Raw genomic sequence first — 12,640 nt, 5'->3', positions numbered from 1 at the left:
CCAGCCCCAGAGTCAGCGCCATGTGCGAGCTTGACCACGCCACCATCGGGGCTCTCTCCGATCTTGTCCTATCGGCCGGCGGTCCTGCTTTCCCCAGCCGCTTTCAGCTCAGCTTGCAGCATCTAACGGGGAACGACCTCTGCTCGGCCTTCCAGGTCGCCCATGACGGAAAGCTGCGGTACCTGTTTTCCGGCGGCACCCACCCGAACATCCCGGATTTCGCCGAAACGGCCTCCCTGGACTATGCGCAGCGCTATTGGCAGCGCGACAGGATCACCCGACGAATGCTTGCTGCCGAGCTCGGACGGAGCACGGTGCATGTGGTGCGGCAGGCCTGGAACGGCGTCACCGACCCGGAGTACCGGCGCGCCTGCTATGAGCGCGCCCAGGTGCTGGAGCGGCTTACCGTCTACAGCGTGGGCGTGCCGCGCCTGTTCGCAAGCGCCTACCGCGCCCGGCAGAGCGGCCCCTTCACCGAGGAGCAAGTGTCCCGCTTGGAAGCTGCCTCCCCCCTGCTGATGGCGGCACTCGCCAAGCACGTCTCGCTCGCGGATGGCGGCATGCCGGCACGGCTTCACCCGCCGTTGAAGGACGTGGCGAGGCAGCTGCTCGAGGCGGGGTTTTCCCTGAGCCGCCGCGAGGCCGAGATATCCGCAGGGCTGCTGGTGGGCCGCACACAAAAAGAGATTTCCCAGGAAGTGGGGCTCGCCTTGAGCAGCATCGTTACATACCGGCAGCGCGCCTACCACAAGCTTGGCGTGACCGATCGGCGCGGCCTTCAGGCACTCTATGAGGAGATCGCGCGTGTCTCGTGATGGCTCGTTCACCTACGCCGGAGCAGCTCGTCAGGTTGACATATATATGGCTCCCTGATACGCGTGACGGAAATCGGGAGACGACCATGCAGCAAGAGAACGCGTCCAAGCCTTCGCCATGGGGCGAGAATGTCAGCGTCGAATTCGAGGACGGCATCGCCTGGGTCTCGCTCAATCGCCCGCAGCGCCGCAATGCGATCAATCCCGGGATCGTCTGGGAAATGAACGCGATCATGGACGCGCTGGAGGAGGACGAGCGCTGCAAGGTGATGGTGGTCACCGGCTCGGGCGATTCCTTCTCGGCCGGCATGGACCTCAAGGAGTACTTCCGCGCCCAGGACGGGGTGCCGCCGATCCAGCGCGAGCGGCTCTTCCGCGCCAATGCCGCCTGGCAATGGCGGCGGATGATGTACTATCCCAAGCCCACCATCTCCATGGTCAACGGCTGGTGCTTCGGCGGCGCCTTCCAGTTCCTCGTGGGCTCCGATCTCGCCGTCGCGGCGGAGGACGCCACCTTTGGCTTGTCGGAGATCAATTGGGGCATCATCCCGGCAGGCGTCGTCACCAAAGCGGTGCTTCAGGTGATGAGCTTCCGCGACGCCATGTACTACATCATGACAGGCGAGACCTTCGACGGGCGCAAGGCTGCCGAGTTGAAGCTGGTGAACAAGGCCGTGCCGCGCGACGACCTTCGGGAGGCGACGCGCGAGCTCGCCAAAACCTTGATGGGCAAAAACCCCTTCGTGTTGCGCCAGGCCAAGACCGCTTGCCGCTTCACCGCCGACCTTAGCTGGGACCAGGCGGCAGAATATCTCATGGCGAAGTCGGACCAAACGGAATTCCGCGACCCGGAAAACGGGCGCAATGTCGGCATGTCGCAATTCCTGGACGAAAAATCCTTCCGTCCGGGACTGGAGGGGTATCGCCGTGGCTGAGGGGCCGCGTCCGCCTGCGCAGACCCGCTTCGATCTCGACCGCCTGCTGCGGCCGCGCTCGGTCGCCATTGTGGGCGCGCAGCCGGAGCCGACTTCCATCGGCGGCGGCGTGCTCGCCAATCTCGAACTGTTCGGCTATCGCGGCGAGATCCACCTCGTCAGCCGCTCGCGCGAGGAGATCCGCGGTCGCCCTTGCGTGAAGTCCATTGCCGACCTGCCGCATGGGATCGACACGATCATCCTGATCGTGCCGCAGCCGGCCATCCGCGAATCCGTGCTGGCGGCGATCGACCGGGGGGTCGGCAGCATCATCGTCTATACGTCGGGCTTTGCCGAGGCGGGCGACGAGGGACGCAAGAAGCAGGACGAGCTTGCCGCGATCTGCCGCGAGGCTGGAATTGCGCTGCTCGGACCCAATTGTATGGGCTACACCAATTATGTCGAGGGCATCCCGCTCACCTTCGAGCCCGTCGACCTGCGCGAGGCGGGCAGGCCCGGGCGCATCGCCATTGTCGCCCAGAGCGGCGCCACGGCCGCCAATATCCGCTTTGCAATGCATGCGCGCGAGCTCTCGGTCTCTCAGGTGATCGCCACGGGCAACGAGGCCGTGCTGCGCGCGGAGGATTTCGTCGAGTACCTGATCGAGGACCCCGACAACGCGGTCGTCGCGGTCTATGTCGAGCAGATCCGCGATCCGCAGAAGTTCCTGCGCGTCGCCCGCCGCGCGCGCGATCTCGGCAAGCCCATCGTGATGCTCCATCCCGGCTCCAGCGAGCGCGGCAAGAAGGCGGCCCAGTCTCACACCGGTGCGCTTGCGGGCGACCATGCGGTGATGCAGACGGCCGCGCGCAACGAAGCCGTCGTGCTGGTCGAGACCACCGACGAACTGTTCGACGTCTTGGCGATCCTCGCGCGCTACCCGAAGCCCGTTCCGGGCCAGGCCGGGATCGTCACCAATTCCGGGGCGATCCGCGGCCTGTGCTTCGATTTCTGCGAGCGCATCGGGCTGCCGATCGCGGAGCTTTCACCGGAGGTGCATGCGGAGCTGCAGGGGCTGGTGCCTCCTTATGTGCATGTGGACAACCCCTTCGATATCGGCACCACCGGCTTCGCCAATCCCGGTATCTTCGGCACCTCCACGGCGGCAATCTTGAAGGACCCCAATGTGGGCCTCGTGCTTCTCGCCCATGCCGGCGGATCGCCAAAGATGCAGGTCGCAAAATCGGACGCCATCCTGCCGGTGGCGGAGACGGCGGAAAAGCCGGTGATCCTCTGCATTGTCGGCGACGAGTACCCTCTCGATCCCGACTTCATGAAGGCGGTGCGCGAGAGCCGCATACCCTTCTTCCGTTCGCCGGAGCGGGCCATGCGGGCCATGGCCGCAATCGCGGGCTATGCCGATGCGCTGGCGGCCGCCGTGGACCGAGCGCCGGAAGGCGCGCCCTATCAGAACGTGCCAGCGGCCAAGGGCACGGTTTCCGAGCATATCGGCAAAGGTATCCTGCGCGATCTCGGTATCGCCACGCCCGAGGGCGGGCTTGCCCGCTCTGTGGATGAGGCGGCGTCCGTCGCCGCCCGCGTCGGTTATCCGATCGTCCTCAAGGCGCAGGCCGCCGAACTGGCGCACAAGAGTGACGTGGGCGGAGTGATCGTCGGGATAGCAGACGAGGCAAAGCTCCGGCAGGCCTGGGACAGGCTCCATGCGGGCATCGCCAAAGCGCGTCGCGGCCTGGCGCTCGAAGGTGTGCTGGTGGAGCAGATGGCAAAGCCAGGCCTGGAGATGGTCGTCGGCGCCAAGCGGGACCCGCAATGGGGACCGGTCGTGCTGGTCGGCCTCGGCGGCGTCTGGATCGAGGCGCTGGCGGATGTCCGCCTGCTTCCCGCCGACATCAGCCGCAAACGGGCCATTGCCGAGATCGGCAAGCTCAAGGCGGCAACGCTTCTGGGGCCGTTCCGCGGGCAGAAGGCACGCGACCTCGAGGCGATCGCCGATGTGGTCGTGAAGCTCGGCGCGCTGATGCGGGCCAATCCACAGATCGCCGAGGTCGACATCAACCCGCTCATCGTCCACGCCGAAGGCGAGGGAGCGGCCGCGCTCGACGCGCTTTTCGTGATCGGCTGAAATTCGCCGCACCCGCGGTCTTCAGGGAGGAAAGTCATGGCGCAGAGCCCATCCTATGGCGAAATCAAGCTTTTCATCGATGCCGAGTGGATTGGCGCCGAGGGACGGGTCACCGAGGACGTGATCAACCCTGCGACGGGCGAGGCGATCGCCGCCCTCCCCCACGCCACCGCCGAGGATCTGGACCGCGCGGTGGCAGCCGCGGAGCGCGCGTTCAAGACTTGGCGAACGACACCGGCCTACGACCGGGCGAAAATCCTGCGCAAGGCCGCCGATCTGCTGCGCGAGCGCGTGGAGCAGCTCGCGCCGCGGCTGACCATGGACCAGGGCAAGGTGATCGCGGAGGCGCGCCAGGAGTTCCTGATCGCCGCCGACATCTTCGACTGGACGGCGGATGAGGGCCGGCGCGCCTATGGCCGCGTGGTGCCCTCGCGTATTCCGGGCGTGCGCTGGCTTGTGGTGAAGGAGCCGGTTGGCCCGGTGGCCGGCTTCACTCCCTGGAACTTCCCCGGCATCATCCCGGCGCGGAAAATCTCGGCTGCGCTCGCCTCGGGCTGCACGATGGTCATCAAGCCGTCGGAGGAGACGCCGTCGACGGTGCTGGAGATCGCCCGCGCGCTCGACGATGCCGGCCTGCCCAAGGGCGTGCTCAATGTCGTCCATGGTCGCCCTTCGGACGTATCCGAGCATCTCATCGCCGCCGACGGTATCCGTAAGATCACCTTCACGGGCTCAATCGCCGTCGGGCAGCATCTAGCGGGCCTTGCGGCAAAGCATGGCGTGAAGCGCACGACGATGGAGCTCGGCGGCCACGCTCCTGTCCTCATCTTCGAGGATGCGGACATTGACGCCGCCATCCGTACCATGGTCCAGGCCAAGTACCGCAATTCGGGCCAGGTCTGCATTTCACCGACACGCTTCGTCGTTCATGAAAGTGTGCACGACCGCTTCGTCGACGGGTTTGCAAGGGCGGCGGCGGAAATCCGCATCGGCGACGGGCTGGACGAGTTGAGCCAGATGGGGCCGCTTGCCAACGGACGGCGAGTTGCCACCATGGAGCGCATGGTGGCAGATGCCGTGGAGCGCGGGGCGGAGCTGCGCACCGGCGGCGAGCGGACACTCAATCGTGGCTATTTCTATAGGCCCACGGTGCTCGCCAACGTGCCGGAGGACGCGATCATCATGAACGAGGAGCCATTCGGCCCGGTTGCGGTGACCGCGCGCTTCTCCTCCTTCGAGGAGGCAATCGAGCAGGCGAACCGCCTGCCCTACGGCCTTGCCTCCTATGCCTTCACCTCATCCAGCCGCACGGCCGCCGCCGTCAGCGAGGCGCTCGAGGCCGGCATGGTCGGCGTCAACAATGCGGCCATCTCCATGACCGAGACGCCCTTCGGCGGCGTCAAGCAGAGCGGCTACGGCAGCGAAGGCGGGGTCGAGGGGATGGAAGCCTATCTTACCACCAAGATGATCAGCCAATCCTAGAGGAGAGTCCCATGTCGACGGCAATCACGGAGGGCCGCCCCGTTCCCGGCGGCGAGACGGTCCGGGTCGAGTTCGAGGACGGCATCGCGTGGGTGAAGCTCAACAGGCCGGACAAGCGCAATGCCATGAGCGTCGCCATGGCCGAGGACATGAACCGGGTGCTCGACGCGCTGGAGATCGACGACCGCTGCGGCGTCGTCGTGCTCACCGGCGAGGGCGAGGCCTTTTCCGCCGGCATGGACCTAAAAGACTTCTTCCGCGCCACTGACAATGTCTCGGATGTGGAGCGCATGCGGGCGTACCGCGCCAACCGCGCCTGGCAATGGCGGACGCTGATCCACTATTCCAAGCCGACCATCGCCATGGTGAATGGCTGGTGCTTCGGCGGCGCCTTCACGCCGCTCATCTGCTGCGACCTCGCCATCGCTTCGGAAGATGCGGTCTTCGGCCTTTCCGAGATCAACTGGGGCGTGATCCCCGGCGGCGTCGTCTCTAAGGCGATCTCGACGCTGATGAACGACCGCAAGGCGCTCTACTATGTGATGACCGGCGAGAAGTTCAACGGCAAGGTCGCCGAGCAGCTCGGGCTCGTGAACGAGGCGGTGCCGGCGGACCGCCTGCGCGAGCGCACGGTGGAGGTCGCCCGCGTTCTGCTTGAAAAGAACCCGACGGTGCTGCGGCAGGCGCGCATGGCCTACAAATTCGCCCGCGAGATGCGCTGGGAGGAAGCGGCCGAATATCTTACGGCCAAGGCGGACCAGACAACCTTTGTCGACAAGGAGCGCGGCCGCGAGAAGGGCCTGGCGCAGTTCCTTGACGAAAAGACCTACCGCCCCGGCCACGGCACCTATAAACGCGAGGGCGATTCCTAATCTCGCGCGAACCGAGCCGAATAGCCGCCATGGACCTGAACTATTCGCCGGAGCAGCTCATGCTGAAGGAAAGCGCCGCGCGCTTTCTTTCGGAAGTCTCCAGCTTCGAGTTCCGGCGGCAAATTATCGCCAGCGAGGCGGGGATGGACGAGGAGGTCTGGCGCGGCTTTGCGGAGCTGGGCTGGCTCGCCCTTCCCTTCGCGGAGGAAAATGGCGGGCTCGGCTGCGGCCCAGTCGAGATCTCACTTCTGATGGAGGAGATGGGAAAGGCGCTGGTGACCGAGCCCTTCCTCGCCTCCGTTGTCCTCGCCGGTGGATTGCTCGAGCGAGTGGGCTCGGCCGAGCAGCGCGAGCGCGTGCTGACACCGCTGATTGCGGGGATGTCGCGGCCGGCACTCGCCCATATGGAGCGCGAGACCGGCAGCGATCTCGGCTGCATCGCTACGCAGGCGGTGCGGGACGGCAACGGTTATCGTCTCTACGGCCGAAAAGCCCTCGTGCTCGGCGGCGCCTCGTCCGATACATTCCTAGTCACCGCCCGACTCGATAACGAGATCGCCCTCTTCCTGCTGCCAGCCGGCGCGGAAGGTCTGGCGCGGAAAACCGTTCGGCTCGTTGATGGAAGCCGCGCATGCGACCTCATGCTCGATAGTGTCCGCGTGGACGAACAGGATCTGGTCTCCGCGCGCGGCGGAGTCTTACCCGAGATCGAGGCCGCCTATGACCGGGCGACGGCGGCGCTCGCGGCCGATGCGGTCGGTTGCATGGACGCGCTGCTCGCGGCGACCATCACCTATACGAAACAGCGCGTGCAGTTCGGGCAGCCGCTGGCCAATTTCCAGGCGCTGCAGCACCGCATGGCCGAGATGGCGGTAAAATGTGAGGAGGCGCGGGCGAGCGCGCTTCTCGCCACGCTCAGCGTGGATGCTCCGCGGACCATCCGCATCCGCGCCGTCTCAGGGGCCAAGGCGAAGGTCGGCCGTGCCTCACGGCATGTGGCGCAGGAGGCTATCCAACTGCACGGCGCGATGGGCTATTCCGAGGAGATGCCGGTCGGCTCGTGGTTCCGCAGGCTCTACGCCTTCGAGAACAGTTTCGGCAGCACGGCCGAGCACCTGGCCCGCTATGGCGCGATTGTCCGCGACCCGGCGGTGCTTGCAGGCGGTCTGCTGCGCGAACCCGAAGCGTACTGACCGCTACGGAGTGACGATGGACCTGCTCCTGACGCAAGAGGAAATCGCCTTCCGGGACGAGGTCCGCGCCTTCCTGGAGGCGGAGCTCGACCATGATCTCAGACGCGCCGAGCGGCTCAATCCGAGCTTCGTCGCCTATCCCGAGGTCGGCCGGAAGTGGCAGGCCAAGGTGGCTAAAAAGGGCTGGGCGGCCCCCGCCTGGCCGAAGGAGCATGGCGGCCCCGGCTGGACGCTCGCCCAGCGCTACATCTTCGACCAGGAGTGCGAGCGCGCCGGCGAGCCCAATTTCCGCGGCGCCAGCATCAAGATGATCGCGCCGGTCCTCATGCGCTACGGGACGGAGGAGCAGAAGCGCTTCTATCTCCCGCGCATCCTTTCGGGCGAGGATCTTTGGGCGCAGGGCTATTCGGAGCCCGGCTCGGGCTCGGACCTCGCCTCGCTCAAGACGAAAGCCATGCGCGACGGCGACCACTATGTCGTGAACGGCAGCAAGATCTGGTCCACGCTCGCGCACCATTCCACGCGCATGTTCGCGCTGGTGCGCACCAGCGACACGGGCAAGAAGCAGGAAGGGATCACCTTCCTGCTCATCGACCTTTCGCTCCCCGGCATTTCGATCCGTCCGATCCGCTCCATCTGCGGCACGCATGAGTTCAACCAGGTCTTCTTCGACGATGTGCGAGTTCCCGTGGCCGATCGCGTGGGCGAGGAAGGTCAGGGCTGGGAGATCGCAAAGTACCTGCTCGAATTCGAGCGCGGCGGCTCCTTTGCGGGCGGCGCGCTCCGCGCGCTCCATTCGCGCCTGCTCAAGCTTGCGTCGGAACCGCTGCCCGACGGGCGGCGCATGATCGACGATCCCGTCTTCGCCGTCCGATTCGCAGAGATCGCAACGGACATCGACGCCAATGACATGCTGGAACTGACGGCGATGTCCAAGGTGCAGGCCGGCGGCAATCCGGGCTCGGTGCCTTCCTCCACCATGAAGATCCTGCGCAGCCGCATCCGCCAGGCGATCGCCGAGCTTGCCGCCTCTATCCTCGGCCGCGACGCGCTGCGCTGGGAAGAGCACCGCCCGCTGCACGAGCTGCCCGAAGAACCGGAGATCGAGGAGGAGCGGAAGGTCGCCTCCGCGCTCTACTTCAACTCGCGCTCGCAGAGCATTTTCGGCGGCAGCAATGAGATTCAGCTGGAGATCATTGCGCGGACCTTGCTTCGGTAGGAATCCCCCTACCCCGCCTGCCCAAGCTTGCCGGGGTTCATGATGCCCTTGGGGTCGAAGGCGGCCTTCACGGCATTCATGAGGTCCACGGCGTCGCCATGCTCCCGGCGCAGATATTTGAGCTTTGAAATGCCGATGCCATGCTCGCCGCTGAAGGTGCCGCCCATGTCCAGCGTGCGCTGATAGAGCCGCTCGGCGAGCCTTTCGGCTTCGGCCAGTTCCTCCGGTATTTCCGGCTTGATCAGATAGCCGACATGGAAATTGCCGTCGCCCACATGGCCGATGATCTTGCCGGTAATGAAGGAAGTGTCGAGGTCGGCGCGCGCGGCCAGTACGGCATCTGCGAGCCGCGAAATGGGCACGCAGACATCGGTAGTATAGGCCTTGCAGCCGGGCCGGAGCGTCTGGTTGGCATAGATCGTCTCGTGGCGCGCCTTCCAGAGCCTCTCGCGGTCTTCCGTCAAGGTGGACCAGGCGAAATCCGAACCGCCGTACTCATCGGCGATGGCGCGCATCGTGGCCGCTTGCTCCTCCACCCACCGCGGGGTGCCGTGGAATTCCAGGAAGAGCGTCGGCGCGCGCTTGAGCGAGAGGCCGCTGTGCAGATTGGCCGCATCCACCGCCACCTCGTCGAGAAACTCGATGCGCGCAATGGGAATGCCGCTCTGGATGGTGGCGATGACCGCCTCCACCGCCTCACGCATCGTGTCGAAGGTGCAGACGGCGGAAGCGATCGTCTCGGGGATGGGATAGAGCCGCACCGTCACCTCGGTGATGACGCCGAGCGTCCCTTCCGCGCCGACGAAAAGCTTCGTCAGATCGTAGCCGGTGGACGACTTTTTCGTCCGCCGCCCGGTGGTGACGATCTTGCCCGTAGGCGTGACGACGCGCAGCGCCAGCACGTTCTCGCGCATGGTGCCGTAGCGGACGGCGGTCGTGCCGCTCGCCCGGGTTGAGGCCATGCCGCCGAGCGAGGCGTCGGCGCCGGGATCGATCGGGAAGAACAGGCCCTTGTCGCGCAGATGGGCGTTCAGCTGCTTGCGCGTCACGCCAGCCTCGACGACGGCATCGAAATCCTCCTCGTGGATTTCGATGATGCGGTTCATGCGAGTGAGGTCGAGCGAGATGCCGCCCTTGAGGGGGATCGTGTGCCCCTCCATAGAGGATCCGGCCGCAAATGGCGTGACCGGCACGCCGAACTCGAAGCAGGCGGCGACCACGCGCGCCACATCCTCCTCGCTTTCGGCGAAGACGACGGCGTCGGGAAGCCGCAGCGGCTGGCGCGACATGTCGTGGCCGTGATGCTCGCGCACGGCCACGGCCGTGGAAAGGCGCTCGCCGAAATGGAGTTTCAGGCTGGCGATTGCCTGCTCGATTTGACCGGCGATCATTCTCCCCCTCCCGCTCGCAAGCTCATGCGGCGGACGCTGCGCGCAACGCGCCCGAGGTCTGGTCGTCCCCAACCCATTCGTTCCAACGCTCGAAATCCGCCTTAGTCCAGGCCGTGGGATGCCGCACCGGCGCCCGCCGCGCGGTCGCGACATCCGTGATGCCGCTCTGGCCGAGCGCCGAGCCGAACTCCTCGACAAACGCCCGGGCGACATGCGTGGCGCCATGGTCGCCCAAGGCCGCAAGCCCCAGCATGAAGGCACGCCCGGCAAAGGTGCCCTGGGCGCCGCAAGCGATCGCCCGCAGCATATCGACGCCCGAAGTCACGCCGCTGTCGAGCATCACCGTGCCGCGCTTGCCGACAGTACGGGCGATATGCGGCAGAACGTCGATGCTCGCGGGCGCGGCATCGAACTGACGGCCGCCGTGGTTCGACACGATCACGCCGTCCATGCCGAGCTGCATCGCGCGCTCGGCGTCATCCGGATGCATCACGCCCTTCACCAGCATCGGCCGCGGCCACTTGTCGCGGACCCTCGCCAGCGCCTCCCAAGTGAAGCCGCCGCCCACATGCTGCTGAACAAAGCGTGGCCCGGCGTCGCCGTCCGAACCGGAGTAGCGCTCGATGTTGGCGAAGCGGGGCATGCCCTCTCTGGCAAGCGCGAACAACCAAGGCACGGCGAGCAGCGCATCGAGCACGTGCTTCGGCGACATGCGGAAAGGTATCACGAAGCCGTTGCGCAGGTCGCGTGGACGCTTCACCCGGACCGGCACATCGAGCGTGGCGACCAGCACCTTCGCACCCGCCGCCTCGGCCCGCGCGGCAAGGTCGAAGCTTACGCGATGATCATCCGCCGGCAGGGGATAGAGCTGGAACCAGGTGACGTCGGGAGCCCACTCCGCCACTTTCTCGATCGTGGCGGTGGCGAGCGTGCCGACCAGATAGGGGATGTTGCTGGCCTGTGCGGCCCGCGCGAAGCGCTGCGTGGCGCCCGGCCACATCAGCCCGTCGAAGCCGATGGGCGAAATGCCGATGGGTGCCGCGTAGCGCCTGCCGAAGAGCTCCACGGTGGTGTCGACCTTCGACACGTCCATGCCGTAACGGGGCACCACCTCGATGCCCCTCAGCGCCGCGCGGTTGCGGGTCAGGCCGCTCTCGTCGCCCGCCCCGCCCTGGATGAATTCATAGGCGAAATGCGGGATGCGGCGCCTGGCGCGCCGTTCAAGGTCGTCAATGGACGGATAGCGCCGGCGCAGCGAGGCAAGCCTGCCTTCCAGCTTCAGATCCTGAGTGTCGCCACCGCCCGGCATCTTTCCCAGCCCATCAATAGGAGACCATGACCTCCAGGAGCGCCTGCTGACCGCTTCTCGTTGCGTTCAGAGCGCGTTCGAGTGCTGCCGGCAGGTCGGCGCCATTCTCCACGCGCTCCGCATGGGCGCCATGGGCGCGCGCCACCGCCGCATAATCCGGCGACGGGTCGAGCGCGGTGATCGGCATGACATTGGCCGCAGCCGAGCGCCCGTCCGGATACATATAGAGGGTCGAGCGGCGCACCGCGTTCCAGATACCGTTGTTGAAGACGATGGTGAGGAGCGGGAGCTTCAGGGCCGCCGCAGTCTGATGGCAGGCGACGGGATTGGCGAACATATAGGAGCCGTCCCCTACCGTCACGATCACCTGCCGGTGGCGGTCGGCAAGCTGTGCGCCCAGCGCCGCCGGCACGCCCCAGCCGAGCCCGCCCGAAAGCGGGGAGGAGAAGAAATTGCGCGGGGAGTCGAAGGCCATCACCGACGGGTCGATGCCGAGCTCGTTGAAAATCGAGGTGCGCTCGTCCACGATCTGGTTGATGCAGTGACTGACATAGGCGGGGCTCATAGGCGAGCCGCTGCCCATTGCCACCCGCTTTTCCACGGCGGCCGCAAGCTCGGCCTTGGCGCGGGCTGCGCGCTCGCGCCGCTCGGCAAAGGGCTCGCTCTCCGGCACGCGCTCCGCCATGGCGGCGGCGAGTGCGGTTATCGCCTCTTTCGTACCGCCGCCGAGCGAGATGTCGAGCTCGAAGCTGCGCATCGGCACGGAGCGGAATTGCGGATCCGGCCCGACGGCGATGACCTTGCAGCCTTCCTTTAGCTCCACATGGTCGGCGATCCAGGGCACCATGGCGTTGAGCACCAGGATCACGTCGGCGTCCTTGACCCAGGCCGTGGGCTCCCGGCCGACATGCATGGGGTGGCTCGTCGGCAGGGCCTGGCGCGGCGACCAGAACTCCACCACCGGCAGGGCATAGCGATCGACGAAACCGGCGAACGGCTCGAAGCCATCGCCCAGCTCCGGGCTCTGCGAAATGACGAGAGGCGATTTCGCCTTTGCAAGAAGGTCGGCCGCGGCCGCCACCGCCTCCGGCCGCGGCGGGCCATAGCGCGTCGGGGCAATTGCCGGCGGGCGCTCCGCGCCCGGCGTGGCGTGCCCCACCACCAAGCGCGGGAGGGGGTGTATAAAACGCCCCCCGGGGGCGCGCCTCGCCGCCGGGGGGGCGGGGCGCGCCCCCGGCCCGGGGCCCCCCGGGGGGGGGGGGGCGGGGGTCGGCGCCGGCGACGACGTCGGGCACCCGGTCG

The 12,640-nt window shown here is 66.6% G+C and carries 10 protein-coding genes; 7 read left to right on the top strand and 3 right to left on the bottom strand.

Annotated features, from left to right (window positions below):
* Positions 1 to 20: 20 nt before the first annotated feature.
* From RIN79_RS05160 to RIN79_RS05130, 7 genes are all read left to right on the top strand, one after another.
* The gene (locus RIN79_RS05160; RefSeq protein ID WP_309083559.1) at positions 21 to 815 is read left to right on the top strand and encodes a LuxR C-terminal-related transcriptional regulator; all 795 of its coding nucleotides are present in this window, start codon (positions 21 to 23) and stop codon (positions 813 to 815) included.
* A gap of 86 nt (positions 816 to 901) precedes the next feature.
* Positions 902 to 1,750: a p-hydroxycinnamoyl CoA hydratase/lyase gene (locus RIN79_RS05155; RefSeq protein ID WP_309083558.1), complete on the top strand. Its 849-nt coding sequence runs from the start codon at positions 902 to 904 to the stop codon at positions 1,748 to 1,750.
* Positions 1,743 to 3,872, top strand: coding sequence for an acetate--CoA ligase family protein (locus tag RIN79_RS05150; protein WP_309083557.1), 2,130 nt, complete (start codon positions 1,743 to 1,745; stop codon positions 3,870 to 3,872). Before RIN79_RS05155 ends, RIN79_RS05150 begins: the two co-directional genes overlap by 8 nt.
* A gap of 36 nt (positions 3,873 to 3,908) precedes the next feature.
* Positions 3,909 to 5,354 (top strand): NAD-dependent succinate-semialdehyde dehydrogenase, encoded by a 1,446-nt coding sequence (locus RIN79_RS05145; RefSeq protein WP_309083556.1) that lies wholly within the window; start codon positions 3,909 to 3,911, stop codon positions 5,352 to 5,354.
* Positions 5,355 to 5,365: 11 nt separating this feature from the next.
* A complete protein-coding gene (locus RIN79_RS05140) occupies positions 5,366 to 6,226 on the top strand; it encodes a p-hydroxycinnamoyl CoA hydratase/lyase (RefSeq protein WP_309083555.1) in 861 nt (286 codons plus the stop codon).
* 29 nt (positions 6,227 to 6,255) lie between these two features.
* Positions 6,256 to 7,419 (top strand): acyl-CoA dehydrogenase, encoded by a 1,164-nt coding sequence (locus tag RIN79_RS05135; RefSeq protein WP_309083554.1) that lies wholly within the window; start codon positions 6,256 to 6,258, stop codon positions 7,417 to 7,419.
* Positions 7,420 to 7,435: 16 nt separating this feature from the next.
* The gene (locus tag RIN79_RS05130; RefSeq protein WP_309083553.1) at positions 7,436 to 8,638 is read left to right on the top strand and encodes an acyl-CoA dehydrogenase family protein; all 1,203 of its coding nucleotides are present in this window, start codon (positions 7,436 to 7,438) and stop codon (positions 8,636 to 8,638) included.
* An 8-nt stretch (positions 8,639 to 8,646) separates the two neighbouring features.
* Here RIN79_RS05130 and RIN79_RS05125 read toward each other — a convergent pair whose 3' ends face one another.
* Genes RIN79_RS05125 through RIN79_RS05115 form a run of 3 tightly spaced genes read right to left on the bottom strand, consistent with a single transcriptional unit; the run spans position 8,647 to position 12,419 of the window.
* A complete protein-coding gene (locus RIN79_RS05125) occupies positions 8,647 to 10,029 on the bottom strand; it encodes an FAD-linked oxidase C-terminal domain-containing protein (protein WP_309083552.1) in 1,383 nt (460 codons plus the stop codon).
* Between the two features lie 22 nt (positions 10,030 to 10,051).
* Entirely contained in the window at positions 10,052 to 11,338 is a 1,287-nt protein-coding gene (locus tag RIN79_RS05120; RefSeq protein ID WP_309083551.1) for an alpha-hydroxy acid oxidase, read from the bottom strand.
* A gap of 13 nt (positions 11,339 to 11,351) precedes the next feature.
* Complete coding sequence (locus RIN79_RS05115) at positions 11,352 to 12,419, bottom strand: thiamine pyrophosphate-dependent enzyme (protein ID WP_309083550.1); 1,068 nt, start codon at positions 12,417 to 12,419, stop codon at positions 11,352 to 11,354.
* Positions 12,420 to 12,640: the final 221 nt, after the last annotated feature.

This window comes from Chelativorans sp. (genome assembly GCF_031180965.1).
In the GTDB taxonomy this organism is placed as follows: Bacteria; Pseudomonadota; Alphaproteobacteria; order Rhizobiales; family Rhizobiaceae; genus Chelativorans.
This window is presented reverse-complemented; position numbering and strand designations above follow the sequence as displayed.